Origin of the sequence: Pseudomonas fluorescens, assembly GCF_001708445.1 — a bacterium.
GTDB lineage: Bacteria > Pseudomonadota > Gammaproteobacteria > Pseudomonadales > Pseudomonadaceae > Aquipseudomonas > Aquipseudomonas gorinensis.
The window spans coordinates 2,281,179-2,307,079 of the sequence record NZ_CP015637.1; the positions used below are offsets into that span (position 1 = coordinate 2,281,179).

The following is a 25,901-nucleotide window of genomic DNA, read 5'->3' on the forward strand; positions in this document are numbered from 1 at the left end:
CCTTGACCTGCGGCCCGAGTCTCAGGCCCGGCAGCAGGCGCCCAAGCCGGGGCTCGGGTCAGCCTGCGGTCATGGAGGCTTGCCGGCGGACAGCGCGGTGCCTGGGCACCGCGCCAGGGGCGGGTTAGGGCAGGGCGTAGGCGATCACATAGTCGCCACGGTCGGTGGACTGGCGTGCGCCGCCGGCGGTGATCACGATGTATTGCTTGCCGGTTTTTGGCGAGACATAGGTCATCGGGCCGCCCTGGCTGCCGACCGGGAGGCGGGCTTTCCAGATTTCATCACCGTTGCCGCTGTTGAATGCGCGCAGGTAGAAGTCCTGGGTACCGGCGATAAAGATCAGGCCGCCCTGGGTCGACAAGGTGCCGCCGAGGGTCGGCAGGCCAATCTTGATCGGCATGTGCATGCGAATGCCCAGGGGGCCGGTGTCTTCAACGGTGCCGACCGGCACTTGCCAGGCGATCTTCTGAGTCTTCATGTCGATGGCGGTCAGGGTGCCGAACGGCGGCGCCTGGCATGGGATGCCGGCCACCGACAGAAAGCGGTTTTTGTTCACCGCATACGGCGTGCCCTTGAGCGGCACGGCGCCCATGCCGGTGTTCAGCGCTTCGCCACCGGAGGTGGCCTGGGCCTTGTTCTGTGAAGGCACCATCTGGATCCACAGGCCCAGGCGCATGTCGTTGACGAAGATAAAGCCATGGACCGGGTCGGTGGAAAGGCTGCCCCAGTTCATGCCGCCCAGGGAGCCCGGAAAACTCAGGGATTTATCCGTGCCTGGCGCGGTGTACAGGCCGTCGTAGCGCATGCCCTTGAAGTCGATGCGGCACAGCAGTTGGTCAAACGGGGTGGCCCCCCACATGTCCGACTCGGTCAGGGTTTGCGCGCCGATCTGCGGCATGCCCAGCGACTTTGGCTGGGTCAGCGCGTACGGTTCGTTGGGGATATTGGCGGCCTTGACCGGTACTTCTTTCACCTCGGTCAGCGGTTGGCCGGTGGCGCGGTCGAGGACATAGATCTGCCCGGCCTTGGTGCCGATCACCACCGCCGGTACCGCCTTGTCGCTGCCGGGCGGGGTGAAGTCGATCAGGCTCGGTTGCATCGGCAGGTCGAAGTCCCACAGGTCGTTGTGGACGGTCTGGTAGACCCACTTTTCCTCGCCGGTGGAGGCGTCCAGCGCCAGCACGGAGGCACCGTATCTGTGGTTGAGTGGGGTGCGTTCCACGCCGTAGAGGTCGGTGGACGAACTGCCCATCGGCAAGAACACGGTATTCATCAATGGGTCGTAGGACATCGGTGCCCAGCTGTTCGGCGTGCTGCGCACATAGGTGCTGCCCGCTGCCGGGGCGTTTTTGTCCTGCGGGTTGCCGGGGTCGAAGGCCCAGCGCATGTGCCCGCTGATCACATCGAAACCACGGATCACACCGCCGGGCATGTCGGTCTGCACGTTATCGGCGACGCGGCCGCCCACCACCACGGTGGTGCCGGCGATCAACGGCGCCGAGGACAGTTGGTAGTAGCTGTCCGGCACATTGCCCAGGCCGGCTTTCAAGTCCACCTGGCCGTGGTTGCCGAAGTCTTCACAGAACTTGCCGGTGTCGGCATCGACCGCAATCAGGCGCGCATCAATGGTGTTGGTCAGCAAGCGTCGCTGGCATTGCGCACCCACCGCCACGCTGGCGGCCAGGATCGGCGAGCTGTGCGGCTGGGTCGGTTGGGCGATGGGCGCAGTGGCGTCAAAGTACGCCATGCCACGGCAACGCTGCCACACCGCCGATTTGGCGTTGATCTGGTTTTTCCACAGTTCTTTGCCGGTGTCGGCATCCAGGGCGATCAGGTTGTTGTGGGGGGTGCAGATAAACACCTTGTTGCCGATCTGCAGGGGCGTCAGTTGGTCTTCGGCGCCGTTGCCGTCACTGATGGCGATGTCGCCGGTGTGGTAGGTCCACGCCACTTTGAGTTTGTCGATGTTGTCGCGATTGATCTGGTCCAGCGCGGCGAAGCGGCTGCCGCCCTCGGTGTTGCCGTAGTGCGCCCAGTCTTTCTGTGCATCGGCCGGGTTGACCGGGGTGACGCCAGGGCCTGCACCGGTCGGCGCGACGCTGGGGTGCGCGACAAACATATTGCCTGCCGCCACTGCCACACCCATGGCCAACAGCGCAGCGACGCCATACGCGCCGCGTGCCGGTTTGCCGGCCAGCAGCGGGTAGACCAGCGCCACCACCACACCGATCACCGCAAACATGAACAGCCGCGAGAACAGTGGCCAGTACACCAGCCCCACATCCGCCACCGCCCATATGGCGGTGCCGACCAGGAAGGCGGCAAACAGCCAGGCACCCGCCGGTTTACGTGCGGCAATCAACAGGCCGGCAATCGCCATGGCCACGCCGCCGCTGAGGAAATACCAGGAACCGCCCAGGCTGACCAGTTTGACGCCACCGACAGCCAGGGCCGCGCCGAGCAAGGCGATGATCACGCCCAGGCCCAGCAGGAAGATTCTAGAGACGCCAGCGGCGCGCGATGCTCGTTTCATATCGACAAGACTCGAAGGTGAGAGGGCAAAGGCGTGATTTTAGCAACATAAGTAACCGGTTAGTACATTGTGCGCTGCAATATACTTTTACATGTAGGCGAACACTGTGGGACAGGTGCCGGGTTTTCCGCGCGACCGCGATAGGTGGCGCACGCAATAACGCGGTCGCCGCCTTCGCGGGTTATCAGCGCTGTGCTCGCCTGGCCGCGCTACCGCTGCTGCTCAAGAAACCCAGCCACACAGGCCATGCATGCCTCACGCTCTTCGACATGGGGCATGTGGCTGGACTGCTCGAATATCTGCCACTGCGCATTGGCGATCCCGTCGGCAAATGGCTGCACCGTCGCGGGTGTCGCTTCATCGAAGCGTCCGGATATCAGCAGCGTGGGCACCTGGATGGACGCCAGGCGTTCGATGATGCTCCAGGTGCGCAGGCTGCCGATCACGTGAAACTCGGTGGGGCCGTTCATGGCGTGATAGACGGTGGGGTCTGCATCGATGGCCGCGAAGGTGCGCGCCACCTCGGCGGGCATCGGTTGGATGCGGCACACATGGCGCGCGTAGAACACATCGGAGGCGGCGCGGTACTCGGCGCTGTCGGTGGTGCCCGCGTCTTCGTGCCGTTGCAGGGTGGCTTGCACCTCGGCGGGCAGGGCCTGGCGCAGTTCCTTTGCCGCTTGGCACCACAGCGCCATGGACGCCGGGGAGTTGGCAATGATCAGCGCCTTGAGGCCAACCGGTTGGCGCACCGCATGCTCGGCGCCGAGCATGCCGCCCCAGGATTGGCCCAGCAGGGCGTAGTCACGAATGCCCAGGTGGGCGATCAGGTTGTTCAGTTCAGCCAGGAACAGTTCCACCGTCCAGAAATCGCTGGGCGCTTCGGGCAAGTGGGTCGAGCGGCCGTTGCCCAATTGGTCGTAGTGCACCACGGCGCGGCCGGTGGCGGCCAGGTCCTTGAAACTGTCGACATAGTCATGGGTACAGCCGGGGCCGCCGTGGGCAATGATCAAGGGCAGTCGCCCTGAGTTCAAATCCCCCGTGACCCGGAACCACGTCCGATGCTCACGGAAATCGGCATAACCTTCGCGTACTTGCATGCTGTGTACCTCCTTGGGGTTCAGTGAGGTACAGGCTAGTCAAAACGGTGGGCCAGGTGCACTGGCAAAAATGATAGGTTCTCAGACTTCGACCAGGCGGTAATGCAGCCCGCGCGCCACGGCTTCGACGCGATTACGCGCGCCCAGCTTGCGCGCGGCGGCAACCAGGTGCAGGTTGACCGTGGCTTCGGAGCGGTGGAGGGTGGCGGCTATGCCTTTGGCCGACAGCCCCTTGGCCGAGTGTTGCAGGCACTCGCGTTCGCGGCGCGTGAGATGAATGTGGGTGCAGCAGCGTTCCGCCGGCGCCAGTAACTCACTGGCGCGGGCCTGGAACGTATGGGCCAGTACCAGCATCTCGCCGAGGTTGCGCTGGGCGTGTTGCTCGGCCTCCGCCGGGGCGCCGTCGACAAAGGCGGTCAGCGTGGCAAAGCCGCCATCGGGCAAGTGCAGCGGCACGGTCAGGCCGGTGCTCAGGCCATAGTCACAAATGTAGTGGGCCACCGGACGGTGGGCTTCGGTGAGGGCACCGTTCCAGTGAGTGTCGGTGCTGAACGACCAGGCGAACGGCGTAGTCCGTCGCGCTGCGCATTGCTGCACCGGGTCGATCTGGTAATAGCCGCGTTCGCACCACTGCGCATGCATATCGCCCGGGGCATTCAACGCCTTGAATACCGACGGCGTGATCAGTGCGCCTTCATGGCTGACGGGGACTGGCGCGTAATCATAGATCAGCGTCTTGAACCCCAGCGGGTTGATGACTTGCAGGACATGGGCCAGGCACGCGTCAAGGCTGCTCAAGGGGGCGAGTTGCTCGCTGAATGTCATCAGATCGGTATGCATGGCGCCTCCGGGCGGTGGGATGCTTGTTGTTGCAAGCAAACACTCTGCCAACGGCGGGGCGGGGCGCTTTTCACGCTGTGGGTGGCTGGCTTGCGCCATAGGCGTGGGTATTGTCGGAGGGTGGGATCAATGGCAGGCGTGCATGCGCGATGATGGTGCGCGGGGCGTCTTGCTGCCGCTTCATATGACTGCGGCCGGCTGGCGCGCCCGGCAAGGGCGCGCCGTTGCGGCAGGCTAGAACTTGAACCGCCCCACCAACCCCTTGAGCTGACCCGAAATATCCGTCAGCCGGCCGGACCCGGTCTGCGCCGAGTGAGCAAAGCCTTCCACCAGTTGCGCATCGGCATGGATCTGCGCGATGTGGCGGTTGATCTCCTCGGCCACCTGGTGCTGTTCCTCGGCCGCTGTAGCGATCTGGGTGTTCTGGTCGCGAATCGAGTCCACCGAGCCGAGGATCTTGTCGAAACTGTCGCGGGCCTGCTGGATACGTTCCACGCTGGTGTGCGACACCTGCAAGCTGCCCTGCATCTGCGCCGTCACTTCCTGGGTGCGACGGGCGAGGTTGCCCAGCAGGCTGTCGATCTCGCCGGTGGAGTCGGCGGTGCGTCGCGCCAGGGCGCGTACTTCGTCGGCCACCACGGCGAAACCACGGCCCTGGTCGCCGGCGCGCGCGGCTTCGATGGCGGCGTTGAGGGCCAGCAGGTTGGTTTGTTCGGCAATCGAACGGATGGTGTCGAGGATGGTGTTGATGTTCTGGCTGTCCTGCTCCAGCAACTGCATGGTCTGGGTCGACTTTTGCAGGTCTTCGCTGAGCTTGAGCACGCTGCCGGTGGCCTCGCCGATGTGTTGCTGGCCGTCGTGCACGTCGCGGTAGCCTTCGTCGGCACTGGCGGCGGCGGCGCTGCAAGAGCGCGCGACTTCGTTGGACGTGGCCACCATTTCGTTGAACGCGGTGCTCACCAGCTCTACGGCTTCACGTTGGCGGCCGGCGGCCTGGTTCATGTTGTTGGCGACTTCGCTGGTGTCGGCGGCGGCGGTTTGCAGGTCGGAAGAGGCGTTGCCGATGCGCTGCACCAGTTGCGCGATCATGCTCAGGAACTGGTTGAACCAGCCGGCCAGGCTGGCGGTTTCATCCTTGCCTTGTACCTTGAGTTGGCGCGTCAGGTCGCCTTCACCTTCGGCGATTTCTTGCAGGCCGTCGGCGACCCCGCGAATCGGGCGCACGATCACACTGGCGAAGCTGGCGCCGACAATCGCGAAGATCACGGCCAAGGCCGCGGCAATGGCGACGATCAGCCAGGTCAGGCGCGTGGCGCCGGCCATCACTTCATCACGCTTGATCAAGCCGATAAAGCGCCAGCCCAGGTCTTTGGAGCTGACCACGTTGGCCATGTAGGGCACGCCGTCGATCTCGACTTGGGTCACGCCGTCGCCGCGCTTGGCCAGTTCGGCGTAGCTGGGGCCGAGGTCGGCCAGGGGCTTGAAGTTGTGCTTGGCGTCGCTGGGGTCTACCAGCACGTTACCGTTGGCTTCCACCAGCATCAGGTAGCCGCTGTCGCCCAGCTTGATGTTGCGCACCAGTTCGGTCAGTTGCTTGAGCGACACGTCCAACCCGACCACGCCGAGGATGTTACCGGTGGCGTCGGCGACGGTATGTACGGTGCCGATCAGCACCACGTCGTCCGGGGCCCAGTAATAAGCGCCCGTGCGCACGGTGGTGCCTGGCGCGGCGATGGCGGCCTTGTACCAGGGGCGCACGCGCGGGTCGTAGTTGTTCAGCTTGGTATCGTCAGGCCAGCTGGCGTAGCCGCCGTCGCTCAGGCCCAGGGACAGGTAGGCAGTGCTGGGATGGCTCTTGGCGAACTGGTCGAAAATCGACAGCAGTTCTTTATTGGTCGGTGTCAGCGGGATTTGCGCGGCGTCGGCGCCCGCGTAGCTCTTGAGGTCCTTGGCCGCGACAACGCGCGGGTCCTTGGCCACGAAGTCGACGTTCTGGCTGATGCCGTCGAAAAACTGCTTCATGCCATTGTCGATCTGGCGGATTTCTCGGCCACTGCTGTCGAGGAAATTGGCCTGGGCCCCCTCGCGCACATTCAGTACAACCAGCACGGCCACCAGGACAACCGGCAGGCACGCGATGGCCGCAAACGCCCAGGTCAGCTTCTGCTTGATATTCATGACTTCTCCCGCGGGTATTTGTAGTTTTGGCAAGGAAAAACGGTAGCGGTGAACGTCGCATGTGTTGTTATGAGGGGTGCGGCCCATGCGTACTCCCTCTCTATCGGCCGTGGGAGCACGCACTTTAGGGCGCAGGGGAGGCTTAGCCGATGCGATCGCCACCGAGGGCATCGCGCTGCATCGATTGCAGGTTTCTCTCGATGGTTTCGCAGATGGTTTCCATCTGGATCTGATGCTCACTGGAATGAAACGGGCTTTGCAGGTCGGTGCCGATGCGTTCGATGGCCAGCAGCATAAAACCCACCACAGTGGACGCCAGCGGCGTGAACCAACCCAAGGATTCCACCAGGCCCACCGGCACGATCAGGCAGAACAGCGAGATGAACAGGCGTGGGAAATACACGTAAGGGTAGGGCAGCGGCGTGTTGGCGATACGCTCCATGCCGCCCTGGGCGTTGGACAAGTCCACCAGGGTCGACTCCAACCGCGCCAAGCGAATGCTGTCCAGGTGCCCGGCCTTGTATTCCTTGGCCAGCAGGGCGGCCGAGCCGGTGAGGATGTCGTTGGCGAAGTTGTTGGTGGCGCCATTGCGGGCGAACTCCTCTGACGGGATAAACGCACGCACCTCGTCCGGGCACGGCAGGCCCTTGAGATGGGCAGCCAGGCAATTCACATAGGCCACATGGCGGCGCAGCAGGGTGGCCTTGACCGGGTTCACCTCGCCCTCCGGGTCATCCAGCAGGGTCAACACCTGCCGTGCAAAGCTGCGCGAATTGTTGACCATCGCCCCCCACAGCGTGCGGGCTTCCCACCAGCGGTTATAGGCGCTGCTGTTGCGAAAACTGATCAGCACCACCAGGGCTGAGCCGAGCAGCGTCAGGGGCATCAGCGGCAGGTTGATCTTGGCGGTCAGGAACAGCATGAAATCCACGGTGACGGCGACGTCCCAGAGCAACAGCCAAAACAATGACCAGCCCACGTAGCCCATGGTCTTGATGACCAGGCGGTATTTCTTGGCGATAGCGGCTTTCAAACGAGGACCTCGCGGCGGCGGTAGGCAACAGTGCCTTAGCTCCGACGTCGCTGGGTGGGGAAGGTTCGCCTGTGGACGTGAAACGTTTAAGTCGTGGCGGCGGGGTTCGGCCTCTCGGCCTGGAGCTTTGGCACACCGTCCCTCCCACATTTGCCTCGCGTCAAACTTCCTACGTATCGATACAAAACGGTTACCTGAAAAATAGTGAATGAGAACAGATATCAAACGCGAATGACTTGGTATACCATTCGTGCGAATTTTTGGCAGGTTTGCCGCCCCTTCTGGCTCATTCACTAGGTTCAACATCCATGCGTCGTACCCTGATTTCCCTCTGTGTGCTTCAGGCGTTTTCCCCTTTTACCTGGGCAGAGGTGGCCTCTGCCGACAAGGCCAGTCTTGAGCTGCAAGCCATCGATGTCACGGGGGAGGCGGATTACGAGACGGCTCAAGGGCCGGTCAAGGGGTACCACGCCACACGCTCGGCGAGTGCGACGCGCACCGACACCTCGATTCATGAAACGCCGCAGTCCATCAGCGTGGTGTCCAAGGATGTGGTCGAAGACATCGGTGCCACCCGGTTGCAGGACGCACTGGACTACGCCGGCGGCGTAGGCCGCGCCAACAACTTCGGCGGGCAGGGGCTCACGACGTTCACCGTGCGCGGCTTTACCACCGGCGAGTTCTACCGCAACGGCTTCCCGATCAACCGCGGCTACCCGAACATGCCGGACGCCAACACCATCGAGCGCCTCGAGGTGCTGCGCGGCCCGGCAACCATGCTGTATGGCCGTGGCGATCCCGGCGGCACCTTCAACGTGGTCTCCAAGCAACCGCTGGCCGAACGCACCGTTACCCTCGGCAGCCAGCTGGATGACCAGGGCATGCGTCGTGGCACCCTGGATGCTTCGGGCCCGCTGGATGAGGAGGGGCGCCTGGCCTATCGCCTGAACGTGGTGGGTGAGGGCGGGGATACCTTCCGTGATCATGTCGAAACCGAACGCTATGGCGTGACGCCGGTGATCACCTGGCAGGCCAGCGATGACACCAAGGTGATCTTTGAAGGCGACTTCATGCGCAACAACCACCCGCTGGACCGTGGCCTGACGCGCTACCCCAATCAAAAAGGCACCGCCTCGCGCGACACCTTCTGGGGTGAAAAAGACGCCGGCAAACTGCACAACGACAACAGCATGGCCCAGTTGCGTTTCGAGCACCGGCTCAACGACAGCTGGACCCTGGGCGGTGGTTTCCAGTGGCTCGACGGCACCTTGCAAGGCAATGCTGTTGAAGCCAACAGCCTCGCCGCTGACGGCCGCACCCTGAGCCGCAACTTCAACTACCGCAAACTGGAGTGGACCGATAAAGACACCCAGCTCAACCTCACTGGCCATTTCTCCGCGGGCGGTTTTGATCACACCTTGCTCACCGGCGTCGAGTTCGAAGACTACGACTACAAGTCGATTATCCAGCGTTCCAGCGGCGCGGCGGGTAGCTACCCCATCGACATCTTCAACCCGGTCTATGGCCAGGCGCGCCCGGCCCTCACGCGCACGCCGACCCACGACAAGGAAAACCTCAAGACCTACGCGACGTTTGTGCAGGATCAAGTGGCGCTGACCGAACGTTTGAAGGTGCTGGCCGGTGCACGTTTCGAGCGTTTTGAGCATGACTACACCACCTATGTGCCGGGCGGTAAAAGTTGGCAGGCCGCCGACAATGCAGTCACCCCACGCATGGGCGTGATCTATGACCTCACCGACACCGTCGCGGTCTACGCCGACGCCGCTCGCTCGTTCAAGCCCAACACGGGGGCCAGCCGCGAGGGCGGTGGTTTTGCGCCGGAGAAGGGCAAGTCGTACGAGATGGGCATCAAGTGGGAAGCCCTGGACCGTCAACTCAGCGTCGACGCAGCGATCTACCAGATCGAGAAGAAAAACGTGCTCACCACCGACCCTTTCGACTCAACCTTCAGCGTGGCCGCCGGTCAGGTGCGCAGCCGTGGTTTCGATCTGAACGTGGCCGGCAATATCACCCCCGAGTGGCGTGTGATCGGTGGCTATGCCTACGTGGACGCCGAAGTGACCAAGGACAACACCCTGCGCACCGGTACGCGTTTGCTGAACATCCCGCGCAACAGCTTCAGCCTGCTCAACGTCTACGAATTCCAGGACGGCGCCCTCAAGGGCCTGGGCCTGGGCGCGGGTGGCAAGTATGTGGATGAGCGGGCCGGGCAAACCTCCAACAGCGCCTTCTCGATGGACGCCTACACCGTGGTCGACCTGCTCGGCTACTACAAGGTCAATGACAAGGTGCGGCTGAACCTGGACGTGAAGAACCTGTTCAACCGCGACTATGAAGAGGGGGCGTTTGGCAACGTCTACGCCTACCCAGGCGAACCGCGCACGGTGCAGGTGGGCATCGCCTACACGCTCTAACGGCGTGCACCGTTTCAATGTGGGAGGGGGCAAGCCCTAATGCCTGTCAGTTAAGGCTTTTTTGTAGGAGCGAGCTTGCTCGCGAAAAACGTCAACGATAACGCGTGTCTCCTGAATGAACGCGGCGCCTGTGAGTTTTTCGCGAGCAAGCTCGCTCCTACAAAAACGTCAACGATAACGCGTGTCTCCTGAATGAACGCGGCGCCTGTGAGTTTTTCGCGAGCAAGCTCGCTCCTACAAAAGGCGATGTACGCTTAACTGAACGGCATTAGGGCAAGCCCGCTCGCCACAGTTATAGTGTTCCCCCCCTGAACCGACTGGCATTAGGGCTTGCCCCCTCCCACATTGAAGTCAGAGCAGCGTCAGCACATTCATCAACATGTTGCACATGTAGGCCAGCAGGTCGTTGCAGGCCTCACGCGATTGCAATCGGTGTCACACCTTGCTGAAAAACTCCACGTTGGCAGGCGATAACTATTTACTCGCGCCCAAGGAGATGAGAAAAGCTCTGCCAACTTCCTGGATATGGACGTCCCATGCCTCGCTCAAGCCTTATCACCCGGCTATTGGTCGCACTGTTGGTCGGCGTGGCGCTTTGGTACGTGTGGATGATCGCCAGTGCCAAGCTCGAGTGGGGCGGCAGCAGCCCCGAGCAACACTGGCTGGGCACGGTGCCTGGCGTGCAAACGCGGGCGGTCAGCCAATATTGCACCGGCGTGCTGGTAACGCCCCAGGGCACCTGGCTGGTGGGGCGGCTGGAGGATGCCTACGAACCGTTCCAGCCGTCTGCCGCCATGGTCGACCTGAATGCCGTACTGCACGGCAAGGCGCCCGCACCGCCAAAGGAGCCGGGTGCCTTTGGCAGCCTGATCCCGAGCCGCGAGCGTGAAACCACGTTTATTTCGCGCCTGGATGCCAACGGCCAATTCACCCCTGTGGCCCATCTCAGCGGCGCAGCGTGTTTGGTGGCCAGCCCGGATGGCGCCCACCTGTACCTGTTGAGCGACGCGAACCGTCCCGATGACGCCGCCGCCCAGACCGTGGTATTTCGCAGCGATGACCAGGGCCAGCACTGGACATGGATGGCCGCAGGCTTTTTCCCGGAGGCGGACCGGGTGGCCGACAACCTGACCCCGTATTTCTACAACAAGGACGAGGTGTGGGCCTGGGGTTCACCCGGCACCGCGGACGACGAGGCCAGCGCCGACTCTTCCGGTGCAATTCCCACGGGCGTGTATTACTCCAGGGACGGCGGTGCCCACAGTGCGCCGGTCGTTGCACCTCAATCCTTGCTGGTACCGCGTGAGTACGCCCAAGGCAAGCGCCCGGACATCGTCGAATGGCGCACGGCCGAAGGGGAGTCCGGCGACGTGCGCAGCCATGTCCTGCAACAGGATGCCCAGCACGCAATGATCTGGGTGTCCCAGCGCTTTTGGGGCAGCCACCCCGACGGCCAGAGCAACAACCTGGCGATCGATATCACCACCCGTGCGTCGTTAACCCGCACGACCGGGGGCTGGCAGGTGGGGCGCCTTGAGCGTGAAGATGGCCTGTTTGTCACGGCGCTGGCGGACAACGGGGATGGCCGCGTGATCGGCTTGATCGATCAGGGCGGATATGGGCATACCGTGGTGGCCGAACTGAACACCACCACCCTGGCCTGGCAGCCCTTGAGCGACTTGCCCAGTGTGTTCTCGCCGTTGGCTGCCGACATCCAGGCCCGTGGGCTTTGGGTGGGGCGCAACAGCCTGTTGCTCAACACGTCCAGCGAACACCATCCGCCACGCTGGCTCTACTGGTGGGGGGACGCAAATATTTCCGCCGAGGCGGTGTTTTACTCCAAAGACTGGGGTCAGTCATGGCAGCGCCTGGCGGTGGATGGCTACATGGGGGTACGCGGCTTCGACGGTGGCAGCGACCGGGTGTTCTGGAGCCAACAAAAGAGCGCCGATGACACCGGCATAGGTTCCTACAGCTTGCACTAACCCAGCGGTTCAAGCTCCCCCACCGCAGGTTACAGCGGCGTCAGCACATTCATCACCGTATCCAACGCCACCCGCGTGTCATCCAGTTGCACCAGCGACGCATGCCGCGCGCCGAGGGCGTCGCGGTTCTGGATCGCGGTGAGGATTGCCTTGTGCCGGGGCAGGCTCAGGCCCTGGATATCCGGGCGGCGGTTGGTGATGCTGATCGACTCGCGCAGCGGCAGCGACAACATGTTGCACATGTAGGCCAGCAGGTCGTTGCGGGTGGCATCGGCAATCGCGCGGTGGAAGTCCAGGTCGGCCTGCAACAGCTGCTCGTGGGTCTGCGCGGTTTCCATGCCCAGGTAGGCTTTTTCGATGATGGCGATGTCTTCATCAGTGGCCGTGGTCGCGGCCATGGCGGCGATTTCCGGTTCGAGGATGCGCCGCACGCCCGCCAGCGTATTGAAGAACTCGCTATGGGGCGTGGACTGCATCAACCAGGACAGCACGTCCGGGTCGAGCAGGTGCCATTTCACCCGAGGCCGCACCACGGCGCCCACCCGGGGCTTGGAGTACACCAGGCCCTTGGCGCTGAGTACCCGTGTCGCTTCGCGTAATACCGAGCGGCTGACCTTGTACTCCTCGCAGAGCGTGGCCTCCATGGGCAGTCTTTCTTCGGGCTTGAAGCGACCGGAAACGATGTGCATGCCCAAGTCCTGAACGATCTGGGCATGCATGCTCTTGCGCGGCTTGGACGGCGGCTGATCCATAACGACAGGGATGCTCTGGCTTAAATTCGCGGCATCATAGCATCCCAATTAGTGGGAATGCCGAGGGACTTCCGCCCCTCGGCAACCGACCAGGAAGTCAAAGTCGCAACCCTGGTCGGCCTGCAGCACATGGTCGATGTACAGCTGGCGATAGCCGCCGACGATCAGGTTCTGCGGCGGTTTCAGGTCGGCCATGCGCGCCGCCAGCTCGGCGTCGGGGATGTCCAGGTGCAGGCGGCCGTTGGCGCAGTCAAGTTCGATCCAGTCGCCTTCCTTAACGGCAGCCAACGGTCCGCCGGCCGCGGCTTCCGGTGCCACATGCAAGACCACCGTGCCATACGCCGTGCCGCTCATGCGGGCATCGGAAATCCGCACCATGTCGGTTACGCCCTGGGCCAGCAGCTTGGCCGGCAAGCCCATGTTGCCGACTTCGGCCATGCCTGGGTAACCCTTGGGCCCGCAGTTCTTCATGACCAGGATCGAGTTGGCGTCCACGTCCAGCTCCGGGTCGTTGATGCGTGCCTTGTACATGTCGAAATTCTCGAACACCACCGCACGGCCGCGATGCTGCATCAGCTCGGCGCTGGCCGCCGAAGGCTTGAGCACTGCGCCCAATGGCGCCAGGTTGCCGCGCAGCACGCAGATGCCGCCGTCGGCGCGGATCGGGTTGTCGAGGGTGCGGATCACTTCGTCCTGGCCGTAGATCGGCGAGTCCTGGGTGTTTTCGCCCAGGGTCTTGCCGTTGACGGTCAAGGCGTTCGGGTGCGGGATCAGGTTGGCTTCACCGAGGCGACGCAGCACGGCGGGCAGGCCACCGGCGTAGTAGAACTCTTCCATCAGGAAACGCCCCGACGGTTGCAGGTCGACGATGGTCGGCATGCCACGGCCGATGCGGGTCCAGTCGTCCAGGTCGAGCTCGACGCCGATGCGCCCGGCGATGGCTTTCAAATGGATCACGGCGTTGGTGGAACCCCCGATGGCCGCGTTCACGCGGATCGCGTTTTCGAACGCCTCCTTGGTGAGGATCTTCGACAGCTTCAAGTCTTCGCGCACCATCTCGACCGCACGCATGCCCGACATATGAGCCAATACATAACGCCGCGCATCCACGGCGGGGATCGCCGCATTGTGGGGCAGGGACGTGCCCAGCGCCTCGGCCATGCAGGCCATGGTCGACGCGGTGCCCATGGTGTTGCAGGTGCCCGCCGAGCGCGACATGCCGCCTTCGGCCGCGAGGAAGTCATCCAGGGTAATGGTGCCGGCCTTGACCTGTTCACTGAGCTGCCACACCACGGTGCCCGAGCCAATGTCCTGGCCCTTGTGCTTACCGTTGAGCATCGGCCCACCCGTGACCACGATGGCCGGCACGTCGCAACTGGCCGCGCCCATCAGCAGGGCCGGGGTGGTTTTGTCACAGCCGGTCAGCAGCACCACACCGTCGATCGGGTTGCCGCGAATGGCTTCCTCCACGTCCATGCTCGCCAGGTTGCGGGTGAGCATGGCGGTGGGGCGCAGGTTGGATTCGCCGTTGGAGAACACCGGGAATTCCACCGGGAAGCCGCCGGCCTCGATCACGCCACGTTTGACGTGCTCGGCGATCTGGCGGAAATGCGCGTTGCACGGGGTCAGCTCCGACCAGGTGTTGCAGATACCGATGATCGGCTTGCCATGGAACTGATGGTCGGCAATGCCCTGGTTCTTCATCCAGCTGCGGTACATGAAGCCGTTTTTGTCGGCGGTACCAAACCACTGGGCGGAGCGTAGGCCGGGCTTTTTATCAGACATGATCGATTCTCTTATTGTATGACTATATGTTCTATCTGAAGCTAAACATAAGCGCAAAATCGACGCTTTGGAAGTGTTGTTTAGTAAATAGTACTACTATATAGTCGATCTCAACTGAGGGTTGGCCCTGGCGGATTTTCGCGAGAGGCGTCCCCCGAGCTTCTATAAGAACAACAATCGGAGATCGACCCCCATGAGCCAGGAACTGCGGCTTATCCGGCGCATTACGCTGAAACTGATTCCCTTCCTGATCCTGCTGTACCTGATCGCCTATGTGGACCGATCGGCGGTCGGGTTCGCCAAGTTGCACATGGGCGCCGACGTCGGCATCGGTGACGCAGCCTACGGCTTGGGCGCGGGGCTTTTCTTCATTGGCTACTTCCTGTTCGAGATCCCCAGCAACCTGATGCTCGACCGCTTCGGCGCGCGGCGTTGGTTCGCACGCATCATGCTGACCTGGGGCGCGATCACCATTGGCATGGCGTTTGTGCAGGGGCCGCACAGCTTCTATGTGATGCGCTTCCTGCTGGGCGCGGCCGAAGCGGGGTTCTTCCCCGGCGTGCTGTACTACATCACCCAATGGTTTCCGATTCGCCATCGCGGCAAGATCCTCGGGCTGTTCATCCTGTCCCAACCCATCGCGATGATGATCACCGGCCCGGTCTCCGGTGGCTTGCTGGGCATGGACGGCATCCTCGGGCTGCACGGCTGGCAGTGGCTGTTTATCGTGATCGGCACCCCGGCGATCCTGCTGACCTGGCCGGTGCTGCGCTACCTGCCGGATGGCCCCAAGCAAGTCAACTGGATGAGCGACGATGAAAAAGCCTGGCTCACCGGCGAGCTGAATAAAGACCTGCAAACCTATGGGCAGACACGTCACGGCAACCCGTTGCACGCCCTGAAGGACCAGCGTGTGTTGCTGCTGGCGCTGTTCTACCTGCCAGTGACTTTGAGCATCTATGGCCTGGGCCTGTGGCTGCCGACCCTGATCAAGCAGTTCGGCGGCACCGACCTGGTCACCGGTTTTATCTCCGCCGTGCCGTACATTTTCGGGATCATCGGCCTGCTGATCATCCCGCGCAGTTCCGACCGCCTGAATGATCGCTACGGCCACCTGGCCGTGCTTTATGTACTGGGCGCCATCGGCCTGTTCTTCAGCGCCTGGCTGAGTGTGCCGGTGCTGCAAATGGCCGCGCTGTGCCTGGCGGCCTTCGCGCTGTTTTCCTGCACGGCGGTGTTCTGGACCTTGCCGGGGCGCTTCTTTGCCGGCGCCAGTGCGGCGGCGGGCATTGCCTTGATCAACTCGGTGGGCAACCTTGGCGGCTATATCGGTCCGTTCGTGATCGGTGCACTCAAGGAATACACCGGCAACCTCGCCTCGGGCTTGTACTTCCTGTCCGGGGTCATGGTGTTCGGGCTGGTCTTGACCGGCGTGGTCTACCGCCTGCTGGAGCGCAAGCACGTCCTGCCGGTCGATCAATTCGCCGCCAGTGCCCGTGGCGCCACACGTACTTAATCAGGGAGAAGCTTCATGCGTTTAGTGCAGTTCGAATCAAACAACGGTGAGCGTCGGGTCGGCGTGGTGGATGGCAACCAACTGCGTGAAGTGCAAACCGCGCGCAGCGTGCGCGAACTGGCACTGGCCGCTATCGAGGCGGGCATCAACTTGCAGCAGCAGGTAGAGCGTCTCGGCCTGGGCGCCAGCCATGACTACGCGGCGTTGCTGGCCGACCTGAAAGTCCTGCCGCCGCTGGACCACCCGGACCCGGCCCATATGCTGATCAGCGGTACCGGCCTGACCCACCTGGGCAGCGCCTCGGCCCGCGACAAGATGCACCAGGGCGCTGACGAAACCGCACTGACCGACACCATGCGCATCTTCAAGTGGGGCCTGGAGGGCGGCAAGCCAGCAGCCGGCCAGGCGGGCGTGCAGCCCGAGTGGTTCTACAAGGGCGATGGCCGCATCGTCGTGCGCCCGGGTGCGGCTTTTCCGGTGCCGCCGTTCGCCGAAGACGCGGGCGAAGAGCCCGAGATCGGTGGCCTGTACGTCATCGGCCCTGACAGCAAGCCTTATCGCCTGGGGTTTGCGGTGGGCAACGAGTTCTCCGACCACGTCATGGAGCGCAAGAACTACCTGTACCTGGCCCATTCCAAACTGCGCAGTTGCAGCTTTGGCCCGGAGCTGCGCGTGGGCGAGTTACCGCAGCACCTGGCGGGCACCAGCCGCATCTTGCGTCACGGCGAGGAAATCTGGCGGAACGAATTCCTCAGTGGCGAGGCCAATATGTGCCACAGCCTGGAAAACCTCGAATACCACCATTTCAAGTACAGCCAGTTCCTGACCCCCGGCGATGTGCATGTTCACTTCTTCGGCACCGCCACCCTGTCATTCGCCGACGGTATACGTACCCTGCCGGGCGATGTGTTCGAGATCAGCCAGGCCGAGTTCGGCGCGCCGTTGATCAACGGTGTCGGCAGCAGCGATGCGGCATTCGAACCCGGCCAAGTCACCCCCCTTTAAGGAGATCAACATGCCCCAGTTCCTCGGCCACAACTATATCGGCGGCCAGCGCAGCGCCAGCGGCAGCGTCAAGCTGCACAGCGTCGATGCCAGCACGGGCGAAGCCTTGCCGCAGGCGTTCTACCAGGCCACGCCGGAGGAGGTCGACGCCGCCGCCCAGGCCGCCGCTGCGGCTTACCCGGCCTACCGCGCCTTGAGTGCCGCGCGCCGCGCGCAGTTCCTGGACGCGATCGCCGACGAGCTGGATGCCCTGAGCGATAATTTCATCGAGTTGGTCTGCCGCGAAACCGCGCTGCCCGCCGCACGTATCAAAGGCGAGCGTGGGCGCACCAGCGGCCAGATGCGCCTGTTCGCTACGGTGCTGCGCCGTGGTGATTTCTATGGTGCCCGTATCGACAAGGCGTTACCCGATCGCCAGCCGCTGCCACGCCCGGACCTGCGCCAATACCGCATCGGCCTGGGCCCGGTCGCCGTGTTTGGCGCGAGCAACTTTCCCCTGGCCTTTTCCACGGCGGGCGGCGACACCGCTGCCGCACTGGCGGCCGGCTGCCCGGTGGTGTTCAAGGCCCACAGCGGGCACATGGCCACGGCGGAACAGGTGGCCGATGCGATCATGCGCGCGGCTGCGGCCAGCGAAATGCCGGCGGGTGTGTTCAATATGATTTTCGGCGGCGGCGTTGGTGAAGCGCTGGTCAAGCACCCGGCGATCCAGGCAGTGGGCTTTACCGGCTCGCTCAAGGGTGGCCGCGCCTTGTGCGACATGGCGGCGGCGCGCCCGCAGCCGATCCCGGTGTTTGCCGAGATGTCGAGCATCAACCCGGTGATTGTGTTGCCCCAGGCGTTGCAGGCCAGGGCCGAAACCGTCGCCCGCGACCTGACCGCCTCGGTGGTGCAAGGCTGCGGCCAGTTCTGCACCAACCCCGGCCTGGTGATCGGTATCGCGTCGCCGGCGTTCACTGCGTTCACCCAGCAGGTGGCGCAATTGATCGGCGATCAACCCGCCCAAACCATGCTCAATGCCGGCACCCTGGGCAGCTATGCCAAGGGCCTGGAAAAACTCCTGGCGCACCCTGGCATCCAGCACCTGGCGGGCAGCGTCCAGGCCGGCAACCAGGCGCAGCCGCAAGTGTTCAAGGCCGATGTACGCCTGTTGATCGACGGCGACGAAGTGTTGCAGGAGGAAGTCTTCGGCCCGACCACGGTGTTCGTCGAAGTCGCCGACCAGGCCCAACTCACTGCCGCCTTGCACGGCCTGCACGGCCAGCTCACGGCGACGATCATTGGCGAACCGGCGGACTTTCAACAGTTCGCCGAGCTCACGCCGCTGCTGGAACAGAAAGTCGGGCGCATCCTGCTCAACGGCTACCCGACCGGCGTGGAAGTCTGCGATGCGATGGTCCACGGCGGGCCGTACCCGGCGACCTCCGACGCCCGTGGCACCTCGGTCGGCACCTTGGCCATCGACCGTTTCCTGCGCCCGGTGTGCTTCCAGAACTACCCTGATAGCCTGCTGCCCGACGCGTTGAAAAACGCCAACCCATTGCGTATCCAGCGTCTGGTGGATGGCACGCCATCGCGCGACCCGCTGTAAACCACAATCAGGAGGCGACATGTCGTGTACCGCTGTCACTGAACACCGTGCGCAACTGGGGGAAGGTCCGTTCTGGGACGTGCCGACCCAGGCACTGTACTGGGTCAATATCGCCGGCAAACAGGCACTGCGCCTGATGGGCGGGCACTTGCAGATCTGGCAGTTGCCCGAGCACGTTTCGGCGTTTATCCCGTGTGAAAGCGGTGATGCGCTGGTGACCTTGAGCAGTGGCGTCTATCGGCTGGACCTGGCGACCCAGGCCCTGACCTTGCTCTGCGTGGCCGACCCGCAACCGGGCAACCGTGGCAATGAAGCCCGCTGCGATGCCCAGGGCCGCCTGTGGCTGGGCACCATGCAGAACAACATCGGCGAACACGGCGAAGACCTGCCGATCACGCGGCGCTCCGGTGGCCTGTTTCGCATCGATGCAGACGGGCAGGTCACGCCGTTGCTGCACGGCCTGGGTATTCCCAACACCTTGCTGTGGAGCGAGGACGGCAGCCAGGTGCATTTCGGCGACAGCCTGGATGCCACGCTCTACCAGCATGCGATCCAGGCCGACGGTCAACTCGAGCCCGCAACGCTGTGGTTCGGCCCGCACGTACGCGGCGGGCCGGATGGCTCGGCCATGGACTCTGAAGGCTACATCTGGAACGCCCGTTGGGACGGCAGTTGCCTGCTGCGCCTGACGCCCGATGGTGAGGTGGACCGTATTATCGAGTTGCCCGTGAGCCGGCCCACCAGTTGCGTATTCGGTGGCCCCAACCTCACGACCTTGTATATCACCAGCGCCGCCAGCCCATTGGATCACCCTCTGGACGGCGCGGTGCTGGCCATCGAAGTCGATGTACCCGGCAAGCCTTGCCATCGCTTTGCCGGTTAGCTGTAGGCGCGAGCGTGCTCGCGAAAAGCCTGAGCGCGCCGTGTGCATTCAGGATGTACGCGTCATCGTTAAAGTTTTTCGCGAGCAAGCTCGCTCCTACAAAAAACAGCAAACAAAAAACAACAACAAGGAGTCACCCGTATGAAACGTCGTCGTGGTTTGCGTTCCCTGTGCTGCGCCGCTGTGGCGGTCTCGGCCATGAGCTTGAGCGGGCTGTTGCTGGCCGCTGAAGAAGTGAAGATCGGTTTTCTGGTCAAGCAGGCCGAGGAGCCGTGGTTCCAGACCGAATGGGCCTTTGCCGAAAAAGCCGGCAAGGAACATGGCTTCAAGGTGATCAAGATCGCCGTGCCCGATGGCGAGAAAACCCTCTCGGCCATCGACAGCCTGGCCGCCAACGGCGCCAAGGGCTTTGTGATCTGCCCGCCGGACGTGTCCCTGGGCCCGGCCATCGTCGCCAAGGCCAAGGCCAACGGTTTGAAAGTGATCGCCGTGGATGACCGCTTTGTCGATGCCAAGGGCAACTTCATGGAAGACGTGCCGTACCTGGGCATGGCTGCGTTTGAAGTGGGCCAGAAACAAGGCGCGGCCATGGCGGCCGAAGCGAAAAAACGCGGTTGGGACTGGAAGGACACCTACGCGGTGATCAACACCTTCAATGAACTCGACACCGGCAAGAAACGCACCGACGGCTCGATCAAATCCCTGGAAGAGGCCGGTATTCCCAAGGACCACATTCTGACGGCTGCGCTGAAAACCCTCGACGTCCCCGGCAGCATGGACGCCACCAACTCGGCCCTGGTCAAGCTGCCCGCCGGCGCGAAAAACCTGATCATCGGCGGCATGAACGACAACACCGTGCTCGGCGGCGTGCGTGCCACTGAGAGCGCCGGCTTCGCCGCCGCCAATGTCATCGGCATCGGCATCAATGGCACCGACGCCATCGGCGAACTGAAGAAACCCAACAGTGGCTTCTTCGGCTCGATGCTGCCCAGCCCGCATATCGAGGGCTACAACACCGCGAAGATGATGTTCGACTGGGTGACCACCGGCAAGGAACCACCGAAATACACCGCCATGGACGAAGTGACCCTGATCACCCGCGACAACTTCAAGCAGGAGCTGGAAAAAATCGGCTTGTGGAACTGACGGGTTTTCTCTCGCCGTTGCACTGCGTCCACACTTAACACTGATCCAATGTGGGCGCTGTCGAGCTTTAGCGAGGCAGCCTCGCTAAAGCTCGACAGCGCTTATATAAACCGCGTCAGTCAGCGGAGAACTTGAAGACGGTGTTCTGCCGATAAGTCTGTCCAGGGTCCAGGCGGGTTGACGCAAACTTGGGCTGGTTCGGCGCATCCGGGAAGTGCTGGGTTTCCAGGGTGAAGCCACTCCAGTGCAGGTAGGTCTTGCCGCCCTTGCCCTTTACCGAACCGTCGAGGAAGTTGCTGGTATAGAACTGCACCCCAGGCTCGGTGGTGTACAACTGCAAGCGCCGTCCGGAGGCGGGGTCGTGTACCTCGGCGGCGAGTTGTTTGATATTGCCTTGGGTGTCCAGCGCCCAGTTGAAATCAAACCCGCCCTGTTTGGGCTCGGCAAATTTGAGCTGCGGATGGTCATCCTTGATGTGCTGGCCGATAGGCGTAGGTTTCAGGAAATCCATTGGCGTGCCTTTGACCGGCGCCAGTTCGCCCGTGGGAATCAAGGTGGCGTTGACTGGCGTGTAGTGGCTGGCATGCAAGGTCGCGACCTGCTTGAGGATGTCGCCATTCCCCGCGCCGGCCAGGTTGAAATAGCTGTGGTTAGTGAGGTTAAGCACCGTGGGTTTGTCGGTGGTGGCGGTGTAGTCGATATGCAGTTCATTCTGGTCATTGAGACGATAGGTGACCTCGGTTTTCAGGTTGCCAGGGAAGCCCATTTCACCGTCCTTGGACAGGTAGCTCAGCTTCACACCGACGGAATCCTTATCCTTGACCGGCTCGGCTTTCCACACCTGCTTGTCGAAACCCTGGGCGCCGCCATGCAGCGAATTGGGGCCGTCGTTGAGTGGCACCTGGTAGCGCTTGCCGTCGAGCTCAAAGGCGCCGCCCGCCAGGCGATTGCCAAAGCGCCCGATGGTCGCGCCGAAAAACGCCGTGCCGGCCTGGTAGCCCTGTACGTCGTCAAAGCCCAGGACCACGTCGTCGAGCTTGCCGTGTTTGTCCGGCACCTTCAGCGACTGCAGCACACCGCCGTAAGTGATCACCGTGGCTTGCATGCCATGGCTGTTGCGCAAGATGTACTGCTCGACGGCAGTGCCGTCGTTGGTTTTACCGAAAGGTTTTTGCTCGCTGGACAAACCGGCTGCCTGGGCGCCACCGCTGGCGATCATCATGGACAGCGCCAGGCCGGACAGCAGGTATCGAGGGTGCTTCATGGTCGAACTTCCTTTTGTTGTTTTGGATGGAATAGTTCTACTAATGTGCGATATTTTGTCGATATGACAGCGAATTTATAGCCTTAAACGCCAATTTCGTAAAATAAAATAAGACTAATTGATCGAGGCATCCTTTTATGAGTACTGAACACGCCGTTTATCCCGACCTCAACGGCAAGACCGTATTGATTTCCGGGGGCGCCTCGGGGATCGGCGAATTCATGGTGCGGGCCTTCGCCGCGCAGGGTGCCAGGGTCGGGTTTGTGGACCGCGCGCAAAGCCAGGGCGAACGCCTGGCGGCCCTGTTGAGTTCGCGGGGGCATGCTGTGGAATTCGTGTGCTGCGACATCACCGATGAAATCGCCTACAAGGCGGCGATAGGGCGCTTCGAGCATTCCCTGGGGCCGATCACCGTGCTGGTGAACAACGCCGCCAATGACGTGCGCCACACCCTGGAAGAAGTCGATTCGGAAACCTTCGACAAGCTGATCTCCGTCAACCTGAAACATGCCTTCTTTGCCGCCAAGGCCGTGGTGCCGATGATGAAGCGCGCCGGCAGCGGCTCGATCATCAACCTCGGCTCCGTCGGCTGGATGATGGCCTCGGCCGGCTACCCGGTGTACGCCGCCAGCAAGGCCGCCGCCCACGGCATGACCCGCGCGCTGGCACGGGAGTTGGGGCCGAACCGTATCCGTGTGAACACGCTGGTGCCGGGTTGGGTGATGACTGAAAAACAGCTGGCCATGTGGGTGGATGACGCTGCCAAGGAGCTGATCAGCCGCAGTCAGTGCCTGCCGGGCAGTGTGCTGCCGGAGCATATCGCCAATATGGCGTTGTTTCTTGCTTCCGATGCGTCGGCGATGTGTTCGGCGCAGAATTTTATTGTGGATGGTGGTTGGGTCTGAGCCTGGAACCCTTGTCCAGACAACAGAGGCCAATGTGGGAGGGGGCTTGCCCTAATGCCGTTCAGTTAAGCGTACATCGCCTTCTGTAGGAGCGAGCTTGCTCGCGAAAAACGTCAACGAACGCGGCGCCTGTGAGTTCTTCGCGAGCAAGCTCGCTCCTACAAAAAAGCCTTAACTGAACGGCATTAGGGCTTGCCCCCGTGACGGCTCAGGAGCTGACGACTATCTAACTGATGCTCCGCGACTTAAATGTGGGAGGGGGCTTGCCCCCGATGGCGGCCTGGGCCGACCAGGATGCTGGAGTGGAATGAGTACATATCCGTTGCTGCGGTAACGGCTACTTAGGGTTCCGCTCTTACAGCGGGTCACTTTTGGAAAAGCGCCAAAAGTAACCAAAAACGCTTTGCCCCACCACTCGGCACCTCGCCTAGGCTCGGTGTGCCCGCAATCCGACATTGATTTGGGGGGCCGCCGCCACGCGCCATCCATGGCGCGGGGCGGCTAAACCGGCATCCCTGCCGGTTTACCCCCCAAATCAATATCGAATTCCGGCCAGCGTGGTTTAACGGGGCGCCTGAGATCAAGATCAAAAGCAAGATCTAAAGCAACGGCAAGATCAAGAGCGGCTCGCTTCGCATCGTGGTTACCGGGGCTGCTACAAAGTTGCTCCTGATACCCATGGCTATCGGGGGCTTGCCCCCGATTGCGGTGTATCAGTCAGTTCGTCCGTCACTGACCACCGCCATCGGGGGCAGGCCTCCTCTCTCATTTGAACTGCATCGCTTATTCAATCGGGTAACGCTTGAACGCCGGATGCTGCTCCAGCCGCTCGGCATGCCGTTGCAGATTAGGAAACGCATCCGCCTTGACCACCGATGCCACGGTGAACTGGCTGAACGACCAGGCAACCGCCGCGGTAATCGAGGCCTGGGTCAGTGCTTCGCTGTTGCCCACTTGCTTGTCCAGCAACGCATAGGCGGCGAGCAGTTGGCCGGTCACGCGCTCAAGCCAGGGTGCATGCAGTTTCTCGGCCGGGCGCAGGTTGTGTTCGTAGACGATCTGCACGCTCTTCTCACAGGCTGCCAGCGCCAGTCCCAGAACATGCAAGTCCTTGGCAAGTGCCGTCGGTTGTTGGGGCAGCAGCTTCCTGTCAGTCGGGGCCAAGGCTTCGAGGTAGTCCAGGATCAGGCTGGAGTCCATCAATACCGTGCCATCGTCCAGCACCAGGGTAGGCGCCTTGACCACCGGGTTGATCTGCGCAAATTCGTTGAAGGTGCGGAACACGGACAAGGGTTCATGCTCAAAATCCACCCCGTACAAGTCCAGGGAAATTGCCACGCGGCGTACGTAAGGCGAGTCCAGCATGCCGATCAGTTTCATGAAGCCTCCATTGCTATCAGGGTGACGAGCTCAAGAGATTAAGGGCACTCGGTCGCCCGGCGCAATTGTTGATACGCCTGCACCAACTGCTCCAGGCTGAACGCCAGGTTGCGCCCGCTGGGGTTGGGCAGTACCCACACTGACGCACCGCCCAACACCTTTGGCTGCAAGCCCCAGCCGATCTCGCGTTGGCCGCTTAACGCGCTGTAGCCGGGCTTGCCGAGAAACGCCACGAAGCGCGGCGCGTAGTGGCGGATCTTCTGTTCGAAGCCCGCCGCCGCCTGTGTGAACTCATGTCGCGCCAGTTCACCCGCGCTGGCCGTGGGGCGTTCCACCAACGTGGTCAGGCCGCAGTGGTAGTGCAACAGCGTGCGGCCGTGCTCGGGGCGGATTTCATGGGGGGTGAAACCGGCCAGGTGCAGGGTGCGCCAGAAGCGGTTGCTGCGGTTGGCGAAGTGCAGGCCGAGGGCAGCGGAACCCTTGCCGGGGTTGATGCCGCAGAACACCACGTTCAGGTGGTCGGCGAGGATGTCTTCCAGCCCGGCGTTCATGCCGGGCTCCTGAAGCCTTGGCGGCTGGCGCCCGGCGGTTGCCCGGTGATGCGTTTGTAGGCGCGACTGAAGGCCGCCTGGGAGGTATAGCCGAGTCGGTACGCCACTTCTTCGATGGGCAGGCGCTCCAGGGTCAGCCACTGGCTGGCGAGGCGCATGCGCAGTTCGGTCACGTAACGCAGCGGTGGTACCCCCAGGGTGGCCTGGAAACGATCCGCGAACACCGAACGTGAGGTATGACAGTGCGCCGCCAGTTCGGCCACGCTCCAGTCGCGCCCCGGTTGCTGGTGCAGGGCGAGCAGGGCGCCCGCCAACCGGGTGTCGCGCAAGGCGGCCGCGAGGCCCGATGCATTGGCGCAGGCGCATTCGACCCAGCCCCGCACGATCATCGCCGCCACCACATCGGCCAGGCGCGCGAGGATGCCGGCATAACCGACGCGGGCACTGGAGACTTCGCGTTCCATCACCGCCAGGATCGGCATCAAGCCGGGGTAACGCTGGCCCCCGGCGTCGATCAGCATCAAGGCCGGCATCAGGTTGCCAAGGCCCTGGATGCTGTCGAGCTCGAACTCCATGCAGGCGCTGAACAGCAGGGTGCTGGGCGGCTCATCGGGCGAGGCATTCACGGCACACACGGTATCGCCCAGCGGTGCGGCGTCGAAGCTGGCGATGTCCTGCACGGGGTCATCCGCTTTGGACAACAACGCGTGGGCGCCACCATGGGCGATGAACACCGCATTACCGGCCGACAACTCAAAGAGGCTGCCGTCCTGCAGGCGCAGGGTCGCGCAGCCGGCGGCCAGAAAATGGAAATACGCGTGCCCCGGCTTGGCCGCAAAGCCGATACCGAACACCGGCCCGGCCTGGATGCGCCGGTACTGCACGCCGCGCAGGCGCATGCTGCGCAGCAGCTCATTGATCAGTTCGGAGGACAGGGCGAACGCGTTGTCGGTTGGCATATTCGGGGTTTCGGTCAAAAACTCAAGGGTTTTAATCATAGATCATCCAGAGAGCGGAACCTA

General features: G+C 62.7%; 18 protein-coding genes and 2 pseudogenes. 8 read left to right on the forward strand and 12 right to left on the reverse strand.

What is annotated here, in order from left to right; genetic code table 11:
- Positions 1–124: 124 nt before the first annotated feature.
- From A7317_RS10405 to A7317_RS10425, 6 genes and pseudogenes are all read right to left on the reverse strand, one after another.
- On the reverse strand, positions 125–2,533 hold the full coding sequence (locus A7317_RS10405) for a glucose/quinate/shikimate family membrane-bound PQQ-dependent dehydrogenase (protein ID WP_069075726.1): 2,409 nt from the start codon (positions 2,531–2,533) through the stop codon (positions 125–127).
- Positions 2,534–2,742: 209 nt separating this feature from the next.
- Positions 2,743–3,630 carry a proline iminopeptidase-family hydrolase gene (locus tag A7317_RS10410; RefSeq protein WP_069075727.1) on the reverse strand — a complete coding sequence of 296 codons (888 nt, stop codon included), beginning with the start codon at positions 3,628–3,630 and terminating at the stop codon, positions 2,743–2,745.
- Between the two features lie 81 nt (positions 3,631–3,711).
- Positions 3,712–4,470 carry a helix-turn-helix transcriptional regulator gene (locus tag A7317_RS10415; RefSeq protein ID WP_024074756.1) on the reverse strand — a complete coding sequence of 253 codons (759 nt, stop codon included), beginning with the start codon at positions 4,468–4,470 and terminating at the stop codon, positions 3,712–3,714.
- A gap of 234 nt (positions 4,471–4,704) precedes the next feature.
- Positions 4,705–5,220, reverse strand: a pseudogene (locus tag A7317_RS31520) (methyl-accepting chemotaxis protein); the annotation flags it as partial.
- A 348-nt stretch (positions 5,221–5,568) separates the two neighbouring features.
- Positions 5,569–6,819, reverse strand: a pseudogene (locus tag A7317_RS31525) (cache domain-containing protein); the annotation flags it as partial.
- Positions 6,791–7,681 (reverse strand): bestrophin family protein, encoded by an 891-nt coding sequence (locus A7317_RS10425; RefSeq protein WP_069075729.1) that lies wholly within the window; start codon positions 7,679–7,681, stop codon positions 6,791–6,793. The gene A7317_RS10425 and the pseudogene A7317_RS31525, both read right to left, overlap by 29 nt.
- A gap of 308 nt (positions 7,682–7,989) precedes the next feature.
- Between A7317_RS10425 and A7317_RS10430 the strand changes: the two genes are divergently transcribed.
- Together A7317_RS10430 and A7317_RS10435 are read left to right on the forward strand one after the other, a co-directional pair.
- Positions 7,990–10,116 carry a TonB-dependent siderophore receptor gene (locus A7317_RS10430; RefSeq protein ID WP_069075730.1) on the forward strand — a complete coding sequence of 709 codons (2,127 nt, stop codon included), beginning with the start codon at positions 7,990–7,992 and terminating at the stop codon, positions 10,114–10,116.
- A 536-nt stretch (positions 10,117–10,652) separates the two neighbouring features.
- On the forward strand, positions 10,653–12,101 hold the full coding sequence (locus tag A7317_RS10435) for a hypothetical protein (protein ID WP_069075731.1): 1,449 nt from the start codon (positions 10,653–10,655) through the stop codon (positions 12,099–12,101).
- Between the two features lie 29 nt (positions 12,102–12,130).
- On the opposite strand, the gene A7317_RS10440 is transcribed toward A7317_RS10435, so the two are convergent.
- Together A7317_RS10440 and A7317_RS10445 are read right to left on the reverse strand one after the other, a co-directional pair.
- The gene (locus tag A7317_RS10440) at positions 12,131–12,853 is read right to left on the reverse strand and encodes a FadR/GntR family transcriptional regulator (protein ID WP_024074761.1); all 723 of its coding nucleotides are present in this window, start codon (positions 12,851–12,853) and stop codon (positions 12,131–12,133) included.
- Between the two features lie 48 nt (positions 12,854–12,901).
- On the reverse strand, positions 12,902–14,638 hold the full coding sequence (locus tag A7317_RS10445) for an IlvD/Edd family dehydratase (RefSeq protein WP_069075732.1): 1,737 nt from the start codon (positions 14,636–14,638) through the stop codon (positions 12,902–12,904).
- A gap of 193 nt (positions 14,639–14,831) precedes the next feature.
- Here A7317_RS10445 and A7317_RS10450 point away from each other — a divergent pair, with 193 nt between their 5' ends.
- The 5 genes from A7317_RS10450 (at position 14,832) to A7317_RS10470 (ending at position 20,779) form a co-directional block, all read left to right on the forward strand.
- On the forward strand, positions 14,832–16,154 hold the full coding sequence (locus A7317_RS10450) for an MFS transporter (protein WP_024074763.1): 1,323 nt from the start codon (positions 14,832–14,834) through the stop codon (positions 16,152–16,154).
- Between the two features lie 15 nt (positions 16,155–16,169).
- Positions 16,170–17,159 (forward strand): AraD1 family protein, encoded by a 990-nt coding sequence (gene araD1 / locus A7317_RS10455; RefSeq protein WP_069075733.1) that lies wholly within the window; start codon positions 16,170–16,172, stop codon positions 17,157–17,159.
- 10 nt (positions 17,160–17,169) lie between these two features.
- The gene (locus tag A7317_RS10460) at positions 17,170–18,750 is read left to right on the forward strand and encodes an aldehyde dehydrogenase (NADP(+)) (protein WP_069075734.1); all 1,581 of its coding nucleotides are present in this window, start codon (positions 17,170–17,172) and stop codon (positions 18,748–18,750) included.
- Between the two features lie 19 nt (positions 18,751–18,769).
- Positions 18,770–19,633 (forward strand): SMP-30/gluconolactonase/LRE family protein, encoded by an 864-nt coding sequence (locus A7317_RS10465; RefSeq protein WP_024074766.1) that lies wholly within the window; start codon positions 18,770–18,772, stop codon positions 19,631–19,633.
- 141 nt (positions 19,634–19,774) lie between these two features.
- Complete coding sequence (locus tag A7317_RS10470) at positions 19,775–20,779, forward strand: substrate-binding domain-containing protein (protein WP_024074767.1); 1,005 nt, start codon at positions 19,775–19,777, stop codon at positions 20,777–20,779.
- A gap of 115 nt (positions 20,780–20,894) precedes the next feature.
- Here A7317_RS10470 and A7317_RS10475 read toward each other — a convergent pair whose 3' ends face one another.
- The gene (locus A7317_RS10475; RefSeq protein ID WP_024074768.1) at positions 20,895–22,043 is read right to left on the reverse strand and encodes an aldose epimerase family protein; all 1,149 of its coding nucleotides are present in this window, start codon (positions 22,041–22,043) and stop codon (positions 20,895–20,897) included.
- Between the two features lie 137 nt (positions 22,044–22,180).
- On the opposite strand from A7317_RS10475, the gene A7317_RS10480 reads away from it, so the two are divergent.
- Positions 22,181–22,948 (forward strand): SDR family NAD(P)-dependent oxidoreductase, encoded by a 768-nt coding sequence (locus tag A7317_RS10480; RefSeq protein ID WP_024074769.1) that lies wholly within the window; start codon positions 22,181–22,183, stop codon positions 22,946–22,948.
- 783 nt (positions 22,949–23,731) lie between these two features.
- On the opposite strand, the gene A7317_RS10485 is transcribed toward A7317_RS10480, so the two are convergent.
- From A7317_RS10485 to A7317_RS10495, 3 genes are read right to left on the reverse strand one after another with little or no spacing between them, the layout of a single operon-like run.
- Positions 23,732–24,328 carry a glutathione S-transferase family protein gene (locus tag A7317_RS10485; protein WP_069075735.1) on the reverse strand — a complete coding sequence of 199 codons (597 nt, stop codon included), beginning with the start codon at positions 24,326–24,328 and terminating at the stop codon, positions 23,732–23,734.
- Positions 24,329–24,366: 38 nt separating this feature from the next.
- Positions 24,367–24,879 (reverse strand): G/U mismatch-specific DNA glycosylase, encoded by a 513-nt coding sequence (mug, locus tag A7317_RS10490; RefSeq protein ID WP_069075736.1) that lies wholly within the window; start codon positions 24,877–24,879, stop codon positions 24,367–24,369.
- Positions 24,876–25,838 carry an AraC family transcriptional regulator gene (locus A7317_RS10495; RefSeq protein WP_069077386.1) on the reverse strand — a complete coding sequence of 321 codons (963 nt, stop codon included), beginning with the start codon at positions 25,836–25,838 and terminating at the stop codon, positions 24,876–24,878. Before A7317_RS10495 ends, mug begins: the two co-directional genes overlap by 4 nt.
- Positions 25,839–25,901 lie beyond the last annotated feature (63 nt).

Excerpts from the sequence above, each read along its gene's own strand:
- A7317_RS10405 (WP_069075726.1), bottom strand. The coding sequence starts at position 2,533 with ATGAAACGAGCATCGCGCGCCGCTGGCGTCTCTAGAATCTTCCTGCTG.
- A7317_RS10410 (WP_069075727.1), bottom strand. The coding sequence starts at position 3,630 with ATGCAAGTACGCGAAGGTTATGCCGATTTCCGTGAGCATCGGACGTGG.
- A7317_RS10415 (WP_024074756.1), bottom strand. The coding sequence starts at position 4,470 with ATGCATACCGATCTGATGACATTCAGCGAGCAACTCGCCCCCTTGAGC.
- A7317_RS10430 (WP_069075730.1), top strand. The coding sequence starts at position 7,990 with ATGCGTCGTACCCTGATTTCCCTCTGTGTGCTTCAGGCGTTTTCCCCT.
- A7317_RS10435 (WP_069075731.1), top strand. The coding sequence starts at position 10,653 with ATGCCTCGCTCAAGCCTTATCACCCGGCTATTGGTCGCACTGTTGGTC.
- A7317_RS10440 (WP_024074761.1), bottom strand. The coding sequence starts at position 12,853 with ATGGATCAGCCGCCGTCCAAGCCGCGCAAGAGCATGCATGCCCAGATC.
- A7317_RS10445 (WP_069075732.1), bottom strand. The coding sequence starts at position 14,638 with ATGTCTGATAAAAAGCCCGGCCTACGCTCCGCCCAGTGGTTTGGTACC.
- A7317_RS10450 (WP_024074763.1), top strand. The coding sequence starts at position 14,832 with ATGAGCCAGGAACTGCGGCTTATCCGGCGCATTACGCTGAAACTGATT.
- araD1 (WP_069075733.1), top strand. The coding sequence starts at position 16,170 with ATGCGTTTAGTGCAGTTCGAATCAAACAACGGTGAGCGTCGGGTCGGC.
- A7317_RS10460 (WP_069075734.1), top strand. The coding sequence starts at position 17,170 with ATGCCCCAGTTCCTCGGCCACAACTATATCGGCGGCCAGCGCAGCGCC.
- A7317_RS10465 (WP_024074766.1), top strand. The coding sequence starts at position 18,770 with ATGTCGTGTACCGCTGTCACTGAACACCGTGCGCAACTGGGGGAAGGT.
- A7317_RS10470 (WP_024074767.1), top strand. The coding sequence starts at position 19,775 with ATGAAACGTCGTCGTGGTTTGCGTTCCCTGTGCTGCGCCGCTGTGGCG.
- A7317_RS10475 (WP_024074768.1), bottom strand. The coding sequence starts at position 22,043 with ATGAAGCACCCTCGATACCTGCTGTCCGGCCTGGCGCTGTCCATGATG.
- A7317_RS10480 (WP_024074769.1), top strand. The coding sequence starts at position 22,181 with ATGAGTACTGAACACGCCGTTTATCCCGACCTCAACGGCAAGACCGTA.
- A7317_RS10485 (WP_069075735.1), bottom strand. The coding sequence starts at position 24,328 with ATGAAACTGATCGGCATGCTGGACTCGCCTTACGTACGCCGCGTGGCA.
- mug (WP_069075736.1), bottom strand. The coding sequence starts at position 24,879 with ATGAACGCCGGGCTGGAAGACATCCTCGCCGACCACCTGAACGTGGTG.
- A7317_RS10495 (WP_069077386.1), bottom strand. The coding sequence starts at position 25,838 with ATGCCAACCGACAACGCGTTCGCCCTGTCCTCCGAACTGATCAATGAG.